The following is a 19477-nucleotide window of genomic DNA, read 5'->3' as shown; positions in this document are numbered from 1 at the left end:
ACCTCTTATCCGGCCTACGTGCTGGCTAACATTTTGATTTGTAGGCCGGATAAGGCGAAGCCGCCATCCGGCGATATATTGATGTTAATATTCTGAAATCATAGATAAATACTCTCACTCTGCTAACCTTTCTGCATAAGGGGAAATTATTGCTTTTTCGCGTTTCGTTGCGTGTTGACGGCAAATTTTTGCTGGCGTAACATGCGCCCACGATTACGCTAAGAGGACATTCGCCTTGGACACACCCAGTAGATACTGGCTCATTATCCTGTCATCCAGGATCAACTCCTAAGGCTATCCCTTTTTGCTGATAGCCTTAGCGGTTGTCAGCGACCTTTCATTTTTTCCCGTCGCGTTGAGTCAGGCTGTTTAATGGTCTGAAACCCAATTTGTTTCTGTGTGCCCATCTGAACTGTCCGATATTTTTACGCATTGGGAGTCCCGGTCATGCTGAGCGCATTTCAACTGGAAAAAAACCGACTGACCCGGCTGGAAGTCGAGGAGTCACAAAGCCTGATTGATGCCGTATGGGTCGATTTGGTCGAACCGGACGACGACGAGCGATTGCGCGTACAATCTGAGCTGGGCCAGAGTCTGGCGACGCGTCCTGAACTGGAAGATATCGAAGCATCCGCGCGCTTCTTTGAAGACGAAGACGGACTGCATATCCACTCCTTCTTCTTCTTCGAAGATGCGGAAGATCATGCCGGTAACTCTACGGTGGCATTCACTATTCGCGATGGCCGTCTGTTTACGCTGCGTGAACGTGAACTGCCCGCCTTCCGTTTGTATCGTATGCGCGCCCGCAGCCAGGCGATGGTCGACGGTAATGCTTATGAATTACTGCTCGATCTGTTCGAAACCAAAATTGAACAGCTAGCGGATGAGATCGAAAACATTTACAGCGATCTGGAAAAACTGAGCCGCGTCATTATGGAAGGGCATCAGGGCGATGAATACGACGAAGCGCTCTCCACGCTGGCGGAGCTGGAAGATATCGGCTGGAAAGTACGCCTGTGTCTGATGGATACCCAGCGCGCGCTGAACTTCCTGGTGCGCAAGGCGCGCTTACCGGGCGGACAGCTGGAGCAGGCGCGTGAGATCCTGCGCGATATCGAATCTCTGCTACCGCACAATGAATCGCTGTTCCAGAAGGTGAACTTCCTGATGCAGGCGGCGATGGGGTTCATCAACATCGAGCAGAACCGCATTATCAAAATCTTCTCGGTGGTTTCCGTGGTGTTCCTGCCGCCGACGCTGGTCGCTTCCAGCTATGGGATGAACTTCGAGTTTATGCCGGAACTTAAGTGGAGCTTTGGTTATCCAGGCGCGATTATCTTTATGATTCTGGCGGGGCTTGCGCCGTATCTGTACTTTAAGCGTAAGAACTGGTTGTAAAATATACGGACTGGCGATTTAACCGCCAGTCCGTTGGAAGTTCTTCATCATGAGGAAAGTTCTTGTTTTGAAGAAGCGATGAAAGATAGCAGTAGTGTTGTGAGTATTACCCAGGCAATATTGAGTTGTATACCAATGTTATCGCAATCAGCCCCATTGAGTGCGACACTGACTGTACAGAAGACATCTACACCTATAGACAATGCGATGAAATAAAGTGCCCTGCAACCTGAATCTCTGATTCTCTTCGCGCCAATATTAATATGGATATAGGTATTGGCAATAATAAATATTAAATTAAGATATTGGTTTTTAGGCATTATAGTAAATAATATTATCCACGATGATAATGTATAAATAACAAATTTTGCTCGCTTCAATGTATCCCTTGGGGAAGGGTGAAAAATATCTTTAATAATCCTAATCATATTATTTTTTCCATATTGATAACCAACTTCAGATCTCACATGTAAATATATTACACTGAATTTTCTAATGACAGCAATGGTAATTAATGTCATGATAATTACGCTGTACAGCAATCGATAATAATTAAATATATTATCTGGTAATTAACAATTTCAATGAATGGATTTCATAAAATGCAAAAGAAAAATTTCTGGCAAATTTATTTTGGTAAAGACCCTTTTTCTAAAGCCGAATTCATTAAAGCTTGGATTGGATGGTGGGTGATTGCTATTGTCCTGCTCGGTGTACTGTCGATTTGTACTTCATTAAATTTGAGGGGGATTGGAATAGCGTTGGGATTCGGCTTTTGCCAGATTCATGCCCGCTATTTAACGTTTGTTGGTTGGAATAAGTTTATTGGTGTGTTGGGCGTGTTTCCAGTAACAAATATTATATTATTTATTGTATTGCTATTTACTAAGAAGAAATAACATAAAATGGCAGCCAGATAATAGCTGCCATTTTATTATTTAATGCTTACGCCGCTGCGTATAAATCGCATCCATCACGAAAATCGCCAGCGCGACCCAGATAAACGCAAATGTCACCATCTTATCCGCGCCCGGCACTTCGCCATAAAACGTCACCGCCAGTAAAAACATCAGCGTTGGGCCGATATACTGGAAAAAGCCCAGTGTAGAAAGACGCAGACGCGTAGCCGCTCCGGTGAAGCACAGCAGCGGAATCGTAGTGACCACACCCGCCGCCATTAACAGCAAGTTCAACGATAGTGCGTTTTGTCCCATATGGCTGGTAGGGCTATCGGCGATGCCAAACAGATAAATTGCCGCGACCGGCAACAGCCATAGCGTTTCGACCAGCATACCCGTCTGCGCTTCAACGGCGATCTTCTTACGCACCAGGCCGTAAAACGCAAAACTAAACGCCAGCCCCAGCGCGATAATCGGCAGTGAACCAAACGTCCAGAGTTGCACCAGCACGCCGCACACCGCCAGAATCACCGCCAGCCACTGCATTCGACGGAAGCGTTCGCCAAGAAAAATCATCCCCAGCAAGATGTTAACCAGTGGATTAATGAAATAACCCAGGCTGGCCTCCAGCATATGGTGATTATTTACCGCCCAAATGAATAATAGCCAGTTACCGCCGACCAGTACGGCGGACAGGGCCAGCAGGAAAATCTTCTTTGGCGTTTTCAGTAAGCGCTTAACCTGTCGCCACTGCCGGCTGACGCTAAGCAGCGCCACCATAAAGAAAAATGACCAAATCACGCGGTGCGTCAGGATCTCATCTGCGGGAACGTAATAGATCAGCTTGAAATACGCGGGGGCGATCCCCCAAATAAAATAGGCGGCAAGAGCGAGTAATACGCCCTGCCGTGTTTGTTTTGCGTCCATCCGGAAAACTCGTATCTGAATTGTAACAACAGTTTACCTGCTTTTATCCCACCATATAAGTAGCGGTGGCGCTGGCGATGTACAGCTGATCTTCATTGTGTAATTCCACGCGGGCGACGGCCACTTTATTCCCTGCGCGCAGCAGGCTACTGGTGGCCGTAAAGCGGTTGCCTCTGCCCGGACGCAGGTAGTCAACGCGCAGGTCAATCGTTCCCATCCGCGACAGGCGCTGGCGTAGTTCATCTTCGCTGATGGTTTCGTGGCGAGTTAGCGTGCTGCCGACGCATACCAGTCCGGCGGCGACATCCAGCGCAGAGGCGATCACGCCGCCGTGTAAAATGCTTTGCGCCCAGTTGCCGACCATCATCGGCTGGTTGTTGAAGGCCAGTTGGGCGAACGCTTTTTCATAGCGTTCCAGCTCCAGCCCTAACGCCCGATTAAACGGCATGTGGTAGACAAACATTTCACCCACTAATTTCAGAGCTTGTTCAGCGGTAAGTACAGCGGACATAGATTCCTGACACTCCATTGGTTAATGAAATGTTGATATTATGCTTCTTAATTGTTGTTCTCTACTTTAAGAAGGGATAACTAACGGCTATGTGTGTAAATATGTAAAAATGGTTGGCAGAGAATGATTCAAGCTGAAAATACTTCGTCAGGAGAACGTCAAGAATGCGGGCGATTTTGAGAGGGTTGTTGCCAGCCACGCTACTGCCATTAGCGGCATATGCACAAGAAGCTACGATAAAAGAGGTTCATGATGCGCCTGCAGTACGGGGAAGTATCATCGCTAACATGCTACAGGAGCATGATAACCCTTTTACGCTTTACCCTTATGACACGAACTACTTGATCTACACGAACACCAGCGATCTGAACAAAGAGGCCATAAGTACCTACAACTGGTCTGAAAACGCACGTAAAGATGAAGTGAAATTTCAGTTGAGCTTGGCGTTTCCGCTGTGGCGCGGAATACTGGGGCCGAACTCGGTACTGGGCGCTTCCTATACGCAGAAATCCTGGTGGCAGCTTTCCAACAGTAAAGAGTCTTCGCCGTTTCGCGAAACCAACTACGAACCGCAGCTTTTTCTTGGTTTTGCTACCGATTATCGCTTTGCCGGCTGGACGCTGCGCGACGTAGAGATGGGCTACAACCATGACTCTAACGGACGTTCGGACCCCACCTCGCGTAGCTGGAACCGTCTGTATACCCGTCTGATGGCCGAAAACGGTAACTGGCTGGTAGAGGTCAAACCGTGGTACGTGATTGGCAGTACCGACGATAATCCGGACATCACCAAATATATGGGTTATTACCAGCTTAAAATCGGTTATCACCTGGGCGAGGCGGTATTAAGCGCCAAAGGCCAGTACAACTGGAATACAGGCTACGGCGGCGCGGAAGTTGGATTAAGCTATCCGGTCACCAAACATGTCCGGCTTTATACCCAGGTGTACAGCGGCTATGGCGAATCGCTGATCGACTATAATTTTAATCAGACACGTGTCGGCGTCGGCGTGATGCTTAACGATATCTTCTGATTGGATTGTGTTTTAAACATTGCAGTTTCTCTCGCAGGCGCTGAAAATAGCGCCTGTTTTGATTTATGGTGAACGGGGTTAATGTGGCGCAGGCGGAAGTGTTGAATCTGGAATCAGGGGCCAAACAGGTTTTGCAGGAAACCTTTGGCTACCAACAGTTTCGCCCGGGCCAGGAAGCGATTATTGATACTGCGCTCTCCGGTCGCGACTGTCTGGTCGTCATGCCCACCGGCGGCGGCAAATCTCTGTGCTATCAAATCCCCGCGTTGTTGCTGGACGGGTTGACCGTCGTCGTTTCGCCCCTGATCTCGTTGATGAAAGACCAGGTCGATCAGCTACTGGCGAACGGGGTGGCGGCGGCGTGCCTGAACTCCACTCAAAGCCGCGAGCAGCAGCTTGAGGTGATGGCGGGGTGCCGTACCGGACAGATTCGTCTGCTGTATATTGCGCCGGAACGCCTGATGCTGGACAACTTTCTTGATCATCTGGCGCACTGGAATCCGGTATTGCTGGCGGTGGATGAAGCGCACTGTATCTCGCAATGGGGACATGATTTCCGTCCGGAATATGCGGCGCTCGGTCAGCTTCGCCAGCGTTTTCCCGCTTTGCCGTTTATGGCATTGACCGCCACCGCCGACGACACCACGCGCCTGGATATTATTCGTCTGCTTGGGCTTAACGATCCGTTAATCCAGATCAGTAGCTTTGACCGACCGAATATCCGCTACATGCTGATGGAGAAGTTTAAGCCGCTCGACCAGCTAATGCGCTATGTTCAGGAGCAACGCGGCAAATCGGGTATCATCTACTGCAACAGTCGGGCGAAAGTGGAAGATACCGCCGCGCGCTTGCAAAGTCGCGGCATTAGCGCGGCGGCCTATCATGCGGGGCTGGAAAACGCTATTCGCGCCGATGTGCAGGAAAAATTTCAGCGCGACGATCTGCAAATCGTGGTGGCGACCGTCGCTTTTGGAATGGGCATAAACAAACCTAACGTACGTTTCGTCGTGCATTTCGATATCCCGCGTAATATTGAATCCTACTATCAGGAAACGGGCCGCGCCGGGCGCGACGGACTGCCTGCGGAAGCCATGCTATTTTACGATCCGGCTGACATGGCCTGGCTACGTCGTTGTCTGGAAGAGAAACCAGCCGGACAGCTTCAGGATATTGAACGGCATAAACTGAATGCGATGGGCGCTTTTGCTGAAGCGCAAACCTGCCGCCGCCTGGTATTGCTTAATTACTTTGGCGAAGGCCGACAAGAACCGTGCGGCAACTGCGATATCTGTCTCGATCCGCCCAAACAATATGATGGCTTAAACGATGCCCAGATTGCGCTTTCTACCATTGGTCGGGTTAACCAGCGTTTTGGCATGGGCTACGTTGTCGAGGTGATCCGCGGCGCGAATAACCAACGCATCCGCGATTTCGGTTATGACAAACTCAAGGTTTATGGCATGGGACGCGAAAAGAGCCATGAGCACTGGGTGAGCGTGATTCGCCAGCTCATTCATCTGGGGCTGGTAATGCAAAATATTGCGCAGCACTCCGCATTACAGTTGACGGATGCCGCGCGTCCGGTACTCCGTGGAGACGTTCCGCTAAAGCTTGCGGTGCCGCGCATCGTCGCCCTCAAACCCCGCGTGATGCAGAAATCGTTCGGCGGTAATTACGATCGCAAATTGTTCGCTAAGTTGCGCAAGCTGCGTAAAGCTATCGCTGATGAAGAGAATATCCCGCCGTATGTGGTCTTTAACGACGCCACGTTGATAGAAATGGCGGAACAGATGCCGGTTTCCGCCAGCGAGATGTTAAGCGTTAACGGGGTTGGGATGCGCAAACTGGAGCGCTTCGGGAAAGAATTTATGGCGCTCATCCGCGCGCATGTCGATGGTGATGACGAAGAGTAGTCAGCCCGGCAAAAAAGTGCCAGGATGGTGACTCACTGAACTATTTCCCCGCGAGCCATTTTTATGATGATGCTATTTTTCACCGTGGCAATGGTGCACATCGTTGCGCTAATGAGCCCCGGCCCCGACTTTTTCTTCGTGTCTCAAACTGCTGTCAGCCGTTCGCGTAAAGAAGCGATGATGGGCGTACTGGGCATCACCTGCGGCGTGATGGTATGGGCGGGCGTGGCGCTGCTTGGCCTGCATCTCATCATCGAAAAAATGGCCTGGCTGCATACGATCATTATGGTAGGCGGCGGCCTGTACCTGTGCTGGATGGGCTATCAGATGCTGCGCGGCGCGCTGAAAAAACAGGATGCGGCGGCGTCTTCTCCGCACATTGAACTGGCGCAGAGCGGGCGCAGCTTTCTCAAAGGGCTGCTGACCAATCTGTCGAATCCTAAAGCGATTATCTATTTTGGTTCCGTTTTTTCACTTTTTGTCGGCGATAACGTCGGCGCTGCGGCGCGCTGGGGTATTTTCGCGTTAATCACCCTGGAAACGCTGGCCTGGTTTACCGTAGTCGCCAGCCTGTTCGCGCTGCCGAAAATGCGCCGTGGCTATCAGCGTCTGGCGAAATGGATTGATGGCTTTGCCGGCGCTCTGTTTGCGGGCTTTGGTATTCACCTGATTATTTCGCGCTAATTTACCTCCGGGCCGGATAAACATCATCCGGCACGACTATCACGCGTGTCTTGCCGACGCCAGGAGCGCGCCTACCAGCATAAACAACGAACCAAACGCTTTATTCAGCGCCTTCATCTGCTTTGGTCCTTTAATCCAGGCGGCAATGCGCTGCGCCAGTGTGGCGTAACCGGTCATCACAACCATATCCACCACAATCGTGGTGACGCCGAGAATGAGGTACTGCGCCAGTTGCGGTTGCTGCGGCATGATGAATTGCGGAAACAGGGCGGCAAGAAAGACAATACTTTTGGGATTGGTTAGATTGACAAATATCGCCCGTTTGAACAGCCGACCCCGCGATTGCGTCTGGGCGAGGGTATGCAGATCGATAGCGCCTGCGGCGCGCCATTGCTGGATACCCAGCCAGATAAGATAAGCCGCGCCAGCCCATTTCAGAATTTCAAAAGCGAGGAGCGAGCGCGAAAAGAGCGTACCCAGTCCGACGCCCACCAGTACGATATGTATCCCCAGCCCGGTCTGGAGTCCGGCGATAGAAGCCACTGCGCCACGATATCCATGGTTGATAGACGTCGTCATGGTATTGATGGCGCCTGAACCCGGAGAAAGACTCAGCAGAGTTGAGGTCAGTAGATAGGCGAACCACCATTCAAAGGTCATGCGAAACTCCCTGGTTGTCTGTTTTTGTGCCACAATACGCTACTGCCGCTGTGTTGTGTCAGGCACGACGCAAAAAACGATTTTACCTGGTAAACGAGGCCGAAAACCCGATGTTTCAGCAGCAAAATGACTGGGAAACAAGAGAAAATGCGTTTGCCGCTTTTGCTATGGGGCCGCTGACCGACTTCTGGCGTCAGCGGGAAGAGGCGGAGTTTATCGGCGTGGGTAACATTCCGGTGCGCTTTGTCCGTTTTCGGAATGATTCTAACGATCGGACGATCGTCATTTGTCCTGGCCGCATTGAGAGTTATGTAAAATACGCTGAACTGGCGTATGACCTTTTTCATCTCGGTTTTGATATCTTCATCATCGACCACCGTGGTCAAGGGCGCTCCGGGCGGATGTTATCGGACCCGCATCGGGGCCACGTTGATCATTTTAACGATTATGTTGAGGACTTAGCGGCGTTCTGGCAGCAGGAAATTGAGCTGGGGCCGTGGCGTAAGCGTTATATCCTGGCGCACTCAATGGGGGGCGCGATAGCCACCCTGTTCCTGCAACGCCATCGTGTGCGGTGCGACGCTATTGCGCTCACCGCGCCGATGTTTGGTATTGTGATACGCTTGCCTTCCTTTATGGTGCGCCATATTCTCGACTGGGCCGAGGGGCACCAGCGTATCCGTGAAGATTACGCTATTGGTACCGGTCAGTGGCGGGCGTTGCCGTTTGGGATGAATGCGCTGACCCACAGCCGCCAGCGTTATCAGCGCAACTTACGATTTTATGCCGACGAGCCGCAGCTGCGCGTTGGCGGCCCCACCTGGCATTGGGTACGCGAAGGCATTCTGGCGGGTGAGCAGGTTCTGGCTGGGGCGAGCGATGACACGACGCCTACGCTACTGATTCAGGCGGAAGAAGAGCGGGTAGTGGATAACCGCACCCACGATCGTTTTTGTGAAATTCGCGCCGCGGCGGGATACCCTTGTGAAGGGGGAAAACCGCTGGTTATCAAAGGCGCGTACCATGAGATCCTTTTTGAAAAGGACGCCATGCGCTCAGTCGCGCTTAACGCCATTGTTGAATTTTTCAACAAGCCTAATTTATCCAGCGGAAATCGCTTTGCTTAGAGGTTAAATTTTATTATGTATCAGGTTGTTGCGTCTGATTTAGATGGCACGCTGCTCTCCCCCGACCATACGTTGTCCCCTTATGCCAAAGAGACTCTGAAGCTGTTGACCGCACGCGGCATCCATTTTGTCTTTGCCACTGGTCGTCATCATGTCGATGTAGGGCAAATCCGCGATAATCTTGAAATCAAGTCTTACATGATCACCTCCAACGGCGCGCGAGTGCACGATACCGACGGGAATTTGGTTTTTACGCATAATCTGGACAGCGACATTGCCAGCGACCTGTTCGGGGTGGTGAATGAGAACCCGGACATCGTGACTAACGTTTATCGCGACGACGAATGGTTTATGAATCGTCATCGCCCCGATGAAATGCGTTTTTTCAAAGAGGCGGTATTTAACTACTCGCTGTTTGAGCCTGCGCTGCTGGAGCCGGAGGGCGTCAGCAAAGTGTTTTTCACCAGCGACACTCATGAAAAGTTGTTGCCGCTGGAGCAGGCGATTAACGCGCGCTGGGGCGATCGGGTAAACGTGAGCTTCTCTACGCTAACCTGTCTGGAAGTGATGGCGGGCGGAGTGTCGAAAGGTCATGCGCTGGAAGCGGTCGCTCAGGCGATGGGGTACAGCCTGAAAGAGTGTATCGCCTTTGGCGACGGAATGAACGACGCTGAAATGCTCACGATGGCGGGCAAAGGCTGCATCATGGGCAATGCGCACCAGCGTCTGAAAGACCTGTATCCCGAACTTGAGGTGATCGGCATCAACGCGGATAACGCCGTGCCGCATTACCTGCGCGATCTTTTCTTACGCTGATGTGATTGTTTGTTAGTTGACCAGTTGTCAACTTCACTCTCCGCTACAATGGGTGTTCCCTGTTTTAAGAGACATCCATTGTGGCGCTACTCATCATTACCACTATCCTGTGGGCTTTCTCCTTTAGTCTATTTGGCGAGTATCTTGCCGGGCATGTCGATAGCTATTTCGCGGTGCTGATACGCGTTGGGCTGGCGGCGCTCGTTTTTCTGCCGTTTTTGCGTTCTCGCGGGCACAACCTAAAAACCATCAGCCTGTATATGCTGGTGGGGGCGATGCAGCTTGGCATCATGTATATGTTGAGCTTCCATGCTTACCTCTACCTGACCGTATCCGAACTGCTGCTGTTTACCGTTCTGACGCCGCTCTATATCACGCTGATTTACGATGTGATGAGTCAGCGTCGTTTGCGCTGGGGCTATGCATTTAGCGCGTTGCTGGCGGTGATTGGCGCCGGGATTATTCGCTACGATCGCGTGACCGACCATTTTTGGGTCGGTTTGCTCCTGGTGCAGCTTTCTAATATCAGTTTCGCTATCGGAATGGTGGGGTATAAACGTCTGATGGAGACCCGTCCCATGCCGCAGCACAACGCCTTTGCATGGTTCTATCTGGGGGCGTTTTTGGTGGCGGCGGTGGCGTGGTCGCTGTTGGGGAACGCGCAAAAGCTGCCGGAAACCACGCTGCAATGGAGCATTCTGGTGTTTCTCGGCGTGGTGGCGTCCGGCATTGGCTACTTTATGTGGAACTATGGCGCTACCCAGGTAGATGCCGGGACGCTGGGTATCATGAATAATATGCATGTTCCCGCAGGACTACTGGTTAATCTTGCCATCTGGCATCAGCAGCCCCACTGGCCAAGCTTTATTACAGGCGCGGCTGTGATCCTGGCTTCGCTGTGGGTGCATCGAAAATGGGTCGCTCCGCGCTCCGCACAAACGGCAGATGATCGCAGGCGTGATCCCGCGTCGAGCGAATAAACGCCTCGGTCACCGCCTGACGCTGGTCGCCGTCGCGCACGGCGGCATACAGGCGGCTCCACAGACCATCGCCCAGGGTTTTGGTCACCACCAGACCCTGGCGCTCAACGCTTTCCACCACCCAGTGCGGCAGGGCGGCAATGCCCATTCTGGCCGCCACCATCTGAATCAGCAGTAGCGTATTATCCACGCTTTTCAGCAGCGGACTGGTACCCGCCGGTTGCAGGAAATGTCGCCAGACATCCAGTCGGCTGCGCTGCACCGGGTAAATCAACAGCGTTTCGCTGGCTAAATCTTCCGGCGTAATCTGCGTTTTGCTGGCCAGCGGATGGTCGGGCGCCAGCACCAGTCGGACTTCAAAATCAAACATCGGCGAATAATGCAGCCCGCTGCGCGGCAAAATATCCGACGTCATCACCAAATCCAGCTCGCCTTGTTGCAAGGCCGGTTGCGGATCAAAAGTGACGCCGGATGTGAAATCCATTTCTACCTGCGGCCAGCTTGCACGGAAGTTTTCCAGCGCCGGGGTCAGCCACTGAATACAGCTATGACATTCAATAGCGATGCGCAGACGAGTTTGCTGCGGTTCGTTGCACGCCTGCAGCGCACGGCTGATTTGCGGCAGCACCTGGTTTGCCAGTTGCAGCAGAACTTCCCCCTGCGGCGTAAAGCGCAGCGGCTGGCTTTTACGCACGAACAGGCGGAAGCCAAGGCGTTGTTCCAGATCGCTGAACTGATGAGACAGAGCGGATTGGGTCTGGTGCAGCACCGCCGCCGCGGCAGCCAGCGATCCACTATTCCGCAATGCCTGGAGTGTTTTCAGATGTTTAATTTCGATCATGAAAGTCCTTCACTTCGCCATGAACAAATTGCGCTTGAGGAATATACAGTACCTTTACATTATGGATGTGTAAACATCCAGACGTCTAAAACTCGTCATATTTCGACTTGCAGATGCGTTGGCTTCCTTGCTTACCCCAGTCACTTACTTCAGTAAGCTCCTGGGGATGCGCTGTGTCGCCGCCTTCCTGCAAGCCGAACTATTTAGAGTTTTACTTTCAGATTCAATAAAATAAGAGAGGAAGTAAAATGACAATATTGACTCATACCCTCGGTTTTCCTCGCGTTGGCCTGCGTCGCGAGCTGAAAAAAGCGCAAGAGAGCTACTGGGCGGGGAACTCAACGCGTGAAGCGTTACTGGCGGTAGGCCGCGAACTGCGCGCGCGTCACTGGGAGCAGCAGAAACAAGCGGGTATTGACCTGTTACCGGTAGGCGACTTTGCCTGGTACGACCATGTTCTGACCACCAGCCTGCTGTTAGGCAATGTGCCGGCTCGTCATCAGAACAACGACGGTTCCGTGGACATCGACACTCTGTTCCGCATTGGCCGCGGTCGCGCGCCAACCGGCGAACCGGCGGCGGCAGCGGAAATGACCAAATGGTTTAATACTAACTATCACTACATAGTACCGGAGTTCAGCAAAGGCCAGCAGTTCAGGCTTACCTGGACACAGTTGCTGGAGGAAGTGGACGAAGCGCTGGCGCTGGGGCATAAGATCAAACCCGTACTGCTGGGGCCTGTCACGTATCTGTGGCTGGGTAAAGTGAAAGGCGAGCCGTTTGACCGCCTGACGTTGCTGAAAGACATTTTGCCGGTGTATCAGCACGTGCTGGCTGAGCTGGCGAAGCGTGGTGTTGAGTGGGTCCAAATTGATGAGCCAGCACTGGTGCTGGAACTGCCGCAGGCGTGGCTGGATGCCTTCAAACCGGCTTACGACGCGCTCGCCGGCCAGGTGAAGCTGTTGCTGACGACCTATTTTGAAGGCGTGACGCCAAACCTGGACACTATTATCGCGCTACCGGTACAGGGGTTACATGTTGACCTCATTCATGGCAAAGATGATGTAGCGGAACTGCATCAACGTCTGCCGGTCGACTGGCTGCTCTCCGCAGGCTTGATTAACGGGCGTAATGTCTGGCGCGCCGATTTGACCGAAAAATACGCGCAGATTAACGCCATTGTGGGCAAACGCGCGCTGTGGGTAGCATCCTCCTGCTCTTTGCTGCACAGCCCGATCGATCTCAGCGTCGAAACGCGTTTGGATACGGAAGTTAAAAGCTGGTTTGCCTTTGCGCTGCAAAAATGCGGTGAACTGGCGTTGCTGCGCGATGCGCTGAACAGCGGCGAAACGGCGGCACTTGAGGAATGGAGCGCACCGATTCAGGCTCGTCGTCACTCCCGCCGCGTACATAATGCCGCGGTAGAAAAACGCTTGGCGGCGATCACCGCGCAGGCCAGCCAGCGTGAGAATCCGTATGAGGTGCGCGCTGAAGCGCAACGCGCCCGCTTTAAACTTCCCGCCTGGCCGACGACGACTATCGGTTCGTTCCCGCAAACCACGGAAATTCGCGGTCTGCGTCTGGACTTCAAAAAGGGCAACCTCGACGCGAACAACTACCGCACCGGCATCGCCGAACATATCAAACAGGCTATCATCGAGCAGGAGCGTTTAGGGCTGGATGTGCTGGTACACGGCGAAGCCGAGCGAAACGACATGGTGGAATACTTCGGCGAGCATCTGGACGGCTTCGTCTTTACCCAGGATGGTTGGGTGCAAAGCTATGGCTCCCGCTGTGTGAAACCGCCGGTAGTGATTGGCGATATCAGCCGTCCGGCACCGATTACCGTGGAGTGGGCGAAATATGCCCAGTCGCTGACCGACAAGCCGGTAAAAGGGATGTTGACCGGCCCGGTGACTATTCTTTGCTGGTCATTCCCCCGCGAAGACGTGACCCGCGAAACGATTGCGAAACAGATTGCGCTGGCGCTGCGTGATGAAGTCGCGGATCTGGAGGCGGCGGGGATCGGGATTATTCAGATTGACGAACCGGCGCTGCGTGAAGGTTTACCGCTGCGTCGCAGCGACTGGGACGCCTATCTGGAATGGGGTGTGGAAGCCTTCCGCATCAACGCGGCGGTGGCGAAGGATGAAACCCAGATCCACACCCACATGTGTTACTGCGAGTTCAACGACATTATGGATTCGATCGCCGCGCTGGATGCGGATGTGATCACCATTGAGACCTCCCGCTCGGATATGGAGTTGCTGGAGTCGTTCGAAGCGTTCGACTACCCGAACGAAATCGGGCCGGGCGTGTACGATATTCACTCGCCGAACGTGCCGAGCGTCGAGTGGATTGAAGCCCTGCTGAAGAAGGCGGCACAGCGTATACCGGCACAACGCCTGTGGGTGAATCCGGACTGCGGTCTGAAAACTCGCGGTTGGCCTGAAACCCGCGCGGCGTTAGCGAACATGGTCAAAGCGGCGCACAATCTGCGTCAGGCGAAATAACCCATCCTGGCCGCTGCGTTTATCCGGCAGCAATGCGGCGCTACCCTTTGACGGGTAGCGCCCGTGCCTGACCTGATTAACAGCGCCTCTATCTCCTCTTTTTTCTCATTTCCCTTTTTCTTATTTTCCGCGCTGTCTTTTTCAGGATCTGGCTATTTGGCGATCTTGATAATAAAAAGGTTCTCCGTATGAATGACAACCAGGCGGATAGCGTCCCCGGAAGCAGCGCGGCGGATTTTATTGCCTCGCAGATCGTTTTTCCTGTCATGATCGCCCAGCGCTCTCATAGCACAAAACGAGGTTTTCCATTCTGTTATGTTCCCTGGCGACGATAAACGTCGCATTGTCTCATGGCGCTGGTGAACCTTATTTTTTAACGGAGATGTCTGACATGGCGGTAGCAGGTTGTCACGTAATGGCCAAACCCGGCGGCGCGATCTGCAATATTGATTGCACATATTGCTTCTATCTTGAAAAAGAGGCGCTGTACCCGGAACGCAATAAAAACTGGCGGATGTCGGACGAGACGCTGGAACAATTTATACGCCAGCATATTGCCGCGCAGAGTGGCGACCGCATTGACTTTGCCTGGCAGGGCGGCGAACCGACCATGATGGGGCTACCGTTTTTCCGCCGGGTTGTCGCATTATGTGAAAAGTACGGCGATGGGCGAAAAATCACTCATGCGTTGCAGACGAACGGCATCCTGGTGAATGACGAGTGGGCGCGCTTTTTCGCTGAACAGCATTTTCTCATCGGTCTCTCTATCGACGGCCCGGCGTCGTTACACAACCACTATCGGCTTAATCGCGCTGGAAAAGGAACTCATGAACAGGTCGTCGCAGCAATGGCGCGGCTTAAAGCGCACCATGTCGACTTTAATACCTTAACCGTCGTGGGAAAACATAACGTCGGTCATGCAGCAGACGTCTACGAATTTCTTCTGGCGGCGGGATCGCGTTTTATTCAGTTTATCCCGCTGGTGGAGCGAATGAGCACCGATAACTCATCGGTACTTAATCTGGTGATGCCCGGCGAAAGCGCGGCAAAGCTGGCGCCATGGACGGTACCGTCGTGGCAATATGGCGAATTTCTCAACCAGATCTTTGATATCTGGGTTCGTCGCGACGTAGACCGCGTCTATGTGCAGATGTTTGACGTGGCGTTAGCCGCCTGGACGGCGCAGCAGCCGGTACTGTGTGTACATTCCGAGACTTGTGGACATGCCTTCGCGTTGGAGTCGAACGGCGATCTCTACAACTGTGACCACTTTGTCTACCCGGAGCATCTGCTGGGGAATATCCACCAGCACAGCATCAAAACCTTAAATAATAGCGAGCGGGCTATTGCGTTTGGCGAGGCCAAGCGGGAGACCCTGACCGCCGATTGTCGTCGCTGTGACTACCGCTTTGCGTGTCATGGCGGCTGTCCGAAGCATCGCTTTGCCGTCTCGCCGTCCGGTCATCCTGCGCATAATTACTTGTGTGCGGGCTATAAACATTTTTTCCAGCACGTTACGCCGTATATGAATGTCTGGCGGGAGCTGCTGGCGCAAGGCTATCCGATGGCATCGATCATGCGCTGGCTGGCGCAGGACGCGCGTAAAGACACAGGAGCCGTCAGTCGTAACCATCTCTGTCCCTGCGGCAGAGGCAAAAAATATAAAAAATGCTGTGGTAAAGCATAGCTAACGTGGCGATGACGATTTGTTGAGCCTACACCGACTCCGGTCTCGTAGGCCCAACAAACATCGTAATGCGCTGTGGTTAGCCTTTTTTCCCACCGTACTGCGCGAACCATTCCAGCATTCTTTGCCAGCCGTCTTTCGCTGAGGCTTCGTGGTAGCCCGGACGATAATCGGCATTAAACGCGTGCCCTGCATCGGGATAGACCACGATTTCCGCCTTCGCATTAGCGGCGCGTAGCGCCTGACGCATGGTTTCCACGCTCTCCTGTGGAATACTGGTATCCTGCCCGCCGTATAAACCCAGTACCGGCGCGTTAAGATCGGTGGCGATGTCAACGGGATGCTTCGGCGAATTGAGTGACGTGTCGCCCACCAGCTTGCCGTACCACGCTACCGCCGCTTTTAACTGAGGGTTGTGCGCGGCGTACAGCCAGGTAATTCGGCCTCCCCAACAAAAACCGGTGATCATCAGCCTATGCGCATCCCCGCCGTTGCGCGAAGCCCAACTGGCGACGTGATCCAGGTCGGCAAGGACTTGCGAATCCGGTACTTTAGCCACCAGCCCGCTCAATAATGTGGGTATATCGGCGAAATCATTGGGGTCGCCTTCGCGGAAATAGAGTTCTGGCGCGATAGCGAGATAGCCTTCCAGCGCCAGTCGTCGGCAAATATCGCGAATGTGTTCATGTACGCCAAAAATTTCCTGTACCACAATGACCACAGGCAGCGCGCCGTCGCTCGCTTTTGGTCTGGCGTAATAGGCTGGCATATCGTCGCCCTGAGAGGGGATCGACGTTATCCCCGCGCTAATGGCCCCATCAGGCGTATGAATCATCGTAGGGGCAAGTGGGGAAGCTGCAGGTGCAAAGCCGGATGGATGTGTCGTTGTCATGGTATTCTCCGTACCCTTAAAAAATAGCGCAATCTTAACTATAGACAGTGTGTAACAAACCACATTGCCTTAAAGCGGCTATCTTTTGTGCAATGCCTGGCGATATTGATTATTTATTGTGATGAACATCACTTTTTAATGGTAAGCGAGTGCAATTGTTTTACGTCATAGTGATGGCTGTCACGAAAATATCTTTATGCCTTAGGTAAAGTGTCTCTTTGCTTCTTCTGACAAACCCGATTCACAGAGGAGTTTTATATGTCCAAGTCTGATGTTTTTCATCTCGGCCTCACCAAAAACGATTTACAAGGGGCCCAGCTCGCCATCGTCCCTGGCGATCCTGAGCGTGTGGAAAAGATCGCCGCGCTGATGGATAAGCCGGTTAAGCTGGCATCTCACCGCGAATTCACCTCCTGGCGCGCTGAGCTGGATGGCAAAGCAGTTATCGTTTGCTCTACCGGTATCGGCGGCCCGTCTACCTCTATTGCCGTGGAAGAACTGGCGCAACTGGGTATTCGTACCTTCTTGCGTATCGGCACCACGGGGGCTATTCAGCCGCACATTAACGTCGGCGACGTTCTGGTAACGACCGCATCCGTACGTCTGGATGGGGCGAGCCTGCATTTTGCGCCGATGGAATTCCCGGCGGTTGCCGACTTTGCCTGCACCACTGCGCTGGTTGAAGCCGCGAAATCGATTGGCGCCACGACTCACGTTGGCGTAACCGCCTCTTCCGACACTTTCTATCCGGGTCAGGAACGTTACGACACCTATTCTGGCCGCGTTGTTCGTCGCTTCAAAGGCTCTATGGAAGAGTGGCAGGCGATGGGCGTGATGAACTACGAAATGGAATCCGCTACGCTGTTAACCATGTGCGCAAGCCAGGGTTTACGCGCAGGTATGGTGGCGGGCGTTATCGTCAACCGTACCCAACAAGAGATTCCGAATGCGGAAACGATGAAACAAACTGAAAGCCACGCGGTGAAAATCGTCGTGGAAGCGGCCCGTCGTCTGCTGTAATTCTCCTCTCTTTTGCAAAGGCCGACGCGTTCGGCCTTTTCTTTTTGCGTGGCGCCTCGCAGGAAATCCCTTTTAAACTGGACGTTTATACAGCACAATTCTATTTTGTGCAGGACAGTGTGGTTCCAGGAGAGGTGTTGTGAATATTACTCTTATGATAAGCGCCGTCGTGGCGCTGGCGGCTGGGGCGGTGATTGGCTGGCTGGCGACGAAAGCGCACGCCGATCAAATCCGCGTCGATCTTATCGAAGAACGGCGTGAGCTGGATATCGAACTTAGCGCGGCCCGGCAGCAATTAGCGCAAGAAGCGCACTGGCGCAGTGAATGCGAGTTACTTAATAACGAACTGCGTAGCCTGCACAGTATCAATACCTCTCTGGAAGCCGATCTGCGTGAAGTCACGACCCGTCTGGAAGCGACTCAACAACACGCGGAAGACAAAATCCGTCAGATGATCAACAGCGAACAGCGTTTAAGCGAGCAGTTTGAAAATCTGGCGAACCGTATTTTTGAACACAGTAATCGTCGCGTAGACGAACAAAACCGACAAAGCCTGAATAGCCTGCTGACGCCGCTGCGTGAGCAACTGGACGGTTTTCGCCGCCAGGTTCAGGAGAGTTTTGGCAAAGAAGCGCAGGAGCGGCATACGCTGGCGCACGAAATTCGTAATTTGCAGCAGCTTAACGCGCAAATGGCGCAGGAAGCGATCAACCTGACGCGCGCCCTGAAAGGGGACAATAAGGCGCAAGGAAACTGGGGCGAAGTTGTGCTGGCGCGGGTGCTGGAGGCATCCGGACTGCGTGAAGGCTACGAATACGAAACCCAGGTCAGTATTGAGAACGATGCGCGCTCGCGGATGCAGCCGGATGTCATCGTCCGCTTGCCGCAGGGCAAAGATGTGGTCATCGACGCTAAAATGACGTTGGTCGCCTACGAGCGTTACTTTAACGCTGAAGATGACTACACGCGCGAGGCCGCTTTACAAGAGCACATCGCCTCGGTGCGCAATCATATTCGCTTACTGGGGCGTAAAGACTACCAGCAGCTTCCCGGCCTCCGCTCGCTGGACTATGTTCTGATGTTTATCCCCGTAGAACCCGCTTTCCTGCTGGCGTTAGATAAACAGCCCGAACTGATAACCGAGGCGCTGAAAAATAACATTATGCTGGTAAGCCCCACGACGCTGCTGGTGGCGTTACGGACAATCGCCAACCTGTGGCGCTATGAACACCAGAGCCGCAATGCGCAGCACATCGCAGACAGAGCCAGTAAGCTCTACGATAAAATGCGGTTGTTCGTTGATGATATGTCAGCGATCGGTCAGAGTCTGGATAAAGCGCAGGATAACTACCGCCAGGCGATGAAAAAACTTGCGTCGGGGCGTGGCAACGTTTTGGCGCAGGCGGAGGCCTTCCGGGGGCTAGGCGTGGAAATCAAACGCGAGATTAATCCGGATTTAGCGGAACAGGCCGTTACGCAAGATGAAGAATATCGTTTACGATCGATCCCTGAAGGGCGGCAGGATGAACATTATCCCAATGATGAACGGGTGAAGCAGCAGTTAAGTTAACCCAT

19 protein-coding genes are annotated in these 19477 nt (G+C 53.0%); 13 read left to right on the top strand and 6 right to left on the bottom strand.

The window, feature by feature from the left end:
- The first annotated feature begins 235 nt into the window (after positions 1-235).
- Together ysgD and corA are read left to right on the top strand one after the other, a co-directional pair.
- Positions 236-292 (top strand): YsgD/CorL family protein, encoded by a 57-nt coding sequence (ysgD, locus tag ACQ29O_RS21285; protein WP_212723238.1) that lies wholly within the window; start codon positions 236-238, stop codon positions 290-292.
- Positions 293-447: 155 nt separating this feature from the next.
- On the top strand, positions 448-1398 hold the full coding sequence (gene corA, locus ACQ29O_RS21280; protein WP_000947139.1) for a magnesium/cobalt transporter CorA: 951 nt from the start codon (positions 448-450) through the stop codon (positions 1396-1398).
- 47 nt (positions 1399-1445) lie between these two features.
- On the opposite strand, the gene ACQ29O_RS21275 is transcribed toward corA, so the two are convergent.
- The gene (locus ACQ29O_RS21275) at positions 1446-1826 is read right to left on the bottom strand and encodes a hypothetical protein (protein ID WP_000619296.1); all 381 of its coding nucleotides are present in this window, start codon (positions 1824-1826) and stop codon (positions 1446-1448) included.
- 174 nt (positions 1827-2000) lie between these two features.
- Here ACQ29O_RS21275 and ACQ29O_RS21270 point away from each other — a divergent pair, with 174 nt between their 5' ends.
- The gene (locus tag ACQ29O_RS21270) at positions 2001-2297 is read left to right on the top strand and encodes a hypothetical protein (RefSeq protein WP_001170054.1); all 297 of its coding nucleotides are present in this window, start codon (positions 2001-2003) and stop codon (positions 2295-2297) included.
- A gap of 39 nt (positions 2298-2336) precedes the next feature.
- Here the strand turns inward: ACQ29O_RS21270 and rarD are convergent, their stop codons facing one another.
- Together rarD and yigI are read right to left on the bottom strand one after the other, a co-directional pair.
- On the bottom strand, positions 2337-3224 hold the full coding sequence (rarD, locus tag ACQ29O_RS21265) for an EamA family transporter RarD (RefSeq protein ID WP_000339081.1): 888 nt from the start codon (positions 3222-3224) through the stop codon (positions 2337-2339).
- A gap of 43 nt (positions 3225-3267) precedes the next feature.
- Entirely contained in the window at positions 3268-3735 is a 468-nt protein-coding gene (gene yigI / locus ACQ29O_RS21260) for an acyl-CoA thioesterase YigI (protein WP_001277136.1), read from the bottom strand.
- A 164-nt stretch (positions 3736-3899) separates the two neighbouring features.
- Here yigI and pldA point away from each other — a divergent pair, with 164 nt between their 5' ends.
- The 3 genes from pldA (at position 3900) to rhtC (ending at position 7366) form a co-directional block, all read left to right on the top strand.
- Entirely contained in the window at positions 3900-4769 is an 870-nt protein-coding gene (gene pldA / locus ACQ29O_RS21255) for a phospholipase A (protein WP_001201692.1), read from the top strand.
- 83 nt (positions 4770-4852) lie between these two features.
- The gene (recQ, locus tag ACQ29O_RS21250) at positions 4853-6682 is read left to right on the top strand and encodes an ATP-dependent DNA helicase RecQ (RefSeq protein WP_001747157.1); all 1830 of its coding nucleotides are present in this window, start codon (positions 4853-4855) and stop codon (positions 6680-6682) included.
- Positions 6683-6745: 63 nt separating this feature from the next.
- Complete coding sequence (gene rhtC, locus ACQ29O_RS21245; protein ID WP_000980080.1) at positions 6746-7366, top strand: threonine export protein RhtC; 621 nt, start codon at positions 6746-6748, stop codon at positions 7364-7366.
- Positions 7367-7405: 39 nt separating this feature from the next.
- Here rhtC and rhtB read toward each other — a convergent pair whose 3' ends face one another.
- On the bottom strand, positions 7406-8026 hold the full coding sequence (gene rhtB / locus ACQ29O_RS21240) for a homoserine/homoserine lactone efflux protein (RefSeq protein WP_000142528.1): 621 nt from the start codon (positions 8024-8026) through the stop codon (positions 7406-7408).
- 110 nt (positions 8027-8136) lie between these two features.
- Here rhtB and pldB point away from each other — a divergent pair, with 110 nt between their 5' ends.
- The 3 genes from pldB to ACQ29O_RS21225 all read left to right on the top strand — a co-directional run bounded on the left by pldB (position 8137) and on the right by ACQ29O_RS21225 (position 10949).
- Entirely contained in the window at positions 8137-9153 is a 1017-nt protein-coding gene (pldB, locus tag ACQ29O_RS21235) for a lysophospholipase L2 (protein ID WP_000487682.1), read from the top strand.
- Between the two features lie 15 nt (positions 9154-9168).
- Positions 9169-9969: a sugar/pyridoxal phosphate phosphatase YigL gene (gene yigL, locus ACQ29O_RS21230; protein WP_000285340.1), complete on the top strand. Its 801-nt coding sequence runs from the start codon at positions 9169-9171 to the stop codon at positions 9967-9969.
- Positions 9970-10049: 80 nt separating this feature from the next.
- Entirely contained in the window at positions 10050-10949 is a 900-nt protein-coding gene (locus ACQ29O_RS21225; protein WP_001196254.1) for a carboxylate/amino acid/amine transporter, read from the top strand.
- On the opposite strand, the gene metR is transcribed toward ACQ29O_RS21225, so the two are convergent.
- Entirely contained in the window at positions 10837-11790 is a 954-nt protein-coding gene (gene metR / locus ACQ29O_RS21220) for an HTH-type transcriptional regulator MetR (protein ID WP_000569790.1), read from the bottom strand. The genes ACQ29O_RS21225 and metR overlap by 113 nt on opposite strands.
- A gap of 248 nt (positions 11791-12038) precedes the next feature.
- On the opposite strand from metR, the gene metE reads away from it, so the two are divergent.
- The gene (metE, locus tag ACQ29O_RS21215) at positions 12039-14303 is read left to right on the top strand and encodes a 5-methyltetrahydropteroyltriglutamate--homocysteine S-methyltransferase (RefSeq protein ID WP_000154186.1); all 2265 of its coding nucleotides are present in this window, start codon (positions 12039-12041) and stop codon (positions 14301-14303) included.
- Between the two features lie 343 nt (positions 14304-14646).
- Positions 14647-15990, top strand: coding sequence for an anaerobic sulfatase maturase (locus tag ACQ29O_RS21210; protein ID WP_000017940.1), 1344 nt, complete (start codon positions 14647-14649; stop codon positions 15988-15990).
- Between the two features lie 79 nt (positions 15991-16069).
- Here ACQ29O_RS21210 and ACQ29O_RS21205 read toward each other — a convergent pair whose 3' ends face one another.
- On the bottom strand, positions 16070-16882 hold the full coding sequence (locus ACQ29O_RS21205; RefSeq protein ID WP_000213959.1) for a dienelactone hydrolase family protein: 813 nt from the start codon (positions 16880-16882) through the stop codon (positions 16070-16072).
- 258 nt (positions 16883-17140) lie between these two features.
- On the opposite strand from ACQ29O_RS21205, the gene udp reads away from it, so the two are divergent.
- A complete protein-coding gene (gene udp / locus ACQ29O_RS21200) occupies positions 17141-17902 on the top strand; it encodes a uridine phosphorylase (RefSeq protein ID WP_000045169.1) in 762 nt (253 codons plus the stop codon).
- Positions 17903-18041: 139 nt separating this feature from the next.
- Positions 18042-19472: a DNA recombination protein RmuC gene (gene rmuC, locus ACQ29O_RS21195; RefSeq protein ID WP_001027864.1), complete on the top strand. Its 1431-nt coding sequence runs from the start codon at positions 18042-18044 to the stop codon at positions 19470-19472.
- The last annotated feature ends 5 nt before the right edge of the window (positions 19473-19477 follow it).

The sequence above is a fragment of the Salmonella sp. GDC200615 genome (assembly GCF_050574145.1).
Classification (GTDB): domain Bacteria; phylum Pseudomonadota; class Gammaproteobacteria; order Enterobacterales; family Enterobacteriaceae; genus Salmonella; species Salmonella enterica.
This window is presented reverse-complemented; position numbering and strand designations above follow the sequence as displayed.

What these genes read in the sequence shown, in the direction of transcription:
- pldA (WP_001201692.1), top strand. Translation starts at nt 3,900, where the DNA reads ATGCGGGCGATTTTGAGAGGGTTGTTGCCAGCCACGCTACTGCCATTA.
- yigI (WP_001277136.1), bottom strand. Translation starts at nt 3,735, where the DNA reads ATGTCCGCTGTACTTACCGCTGAACAAGCTCTGAAATTAGTGGGTGAA.
- metR (WP_000569790.1), bottom strand. Translation starts at nt 11,790, where the DNA reads ATGATCGAAATTAAACATCTGAAAACACTCCAGGCATTGCGGAATAGT.
- rhtC (WP_000980080.1), top strand. Translation starts at nt 6,746, where the DNA reads ATGATGATGCTATTTTTCACCGTGGCAATGGTGCACATCGTTGCGCTA.
- pldB (WP_000487682.1), top strand. Translation starts at nt 8,137, where the DNA reads ATGTTTCAGCAGCAAAATGACTGGGAAACAAGAGAAAATGCGTTTGCC.
- ACQ29O_RS21270 (WP_001170054.1), top strand. Translation starts at nt 2,001, where the DNA reads ATGCAAAAGAAAAATTTCTGGCAAATTTATTTTGGTAAAGACCCTTTT.
- corA (WP_000947139.1), top strand. Translation starts at nt 448, where the DNA reads ATGCTGAGCGCATTTCAACTGGAAAAAAACCGACTGACCCGGCTGGAA.
- rhtB (WP_000142528.1), bottom strand. Translation starts at nt 8,026, where the DNA reads ATGACCTTTGAATGGTGGTTCGCCTATCTACTGACCTCAACTCTGCTG.
- ACQ29O_RS21205 (WP_000213959.1), bottom strand. Translation starts at nt 16,882, where the DNA reads ATGACAACGACACATCCATCCGGCTTTGCACCTGCAGCTTCCCCACTT.
- ACQ29O_RS21275 (WP_000619296.1), bottom strand. Translation starts at nt 1,826, where the DNA reads ATGATTAGGATTATTAAAGATATTTTTCACCCTTCCCCAAGGGATACA.
- rarD (WP_000339081.1), bottom strand. Translation starts at nt 3,224, where the DNA reads ATGGACGCAAAACAAACACGGCAGGGCGTATTACTCGCTCTTGCCGCC.
- udp (WP_000045169.1), top strand. Translation starts at nt 17,141, where the DNA reads ATGTCCAAGTCTGATGTTTTTCATCTCGGCCTCACCAAAAACGATTTA.
- metE (WP_000154186.1), top strand. Translation starts at nt 12,039, where the DNA reads ATGACAATATTGACTCATACCCTCGGTTTTCCTCGCGTTGGCCTGCGT.
- yigL (WP_000285340.1), top strand. Translation starts at nt 9,169, where the DNA reads ATGTATCAGGTTGTTGCGTCTGATTTAGATGGCACGCTGCTCTCCCCC.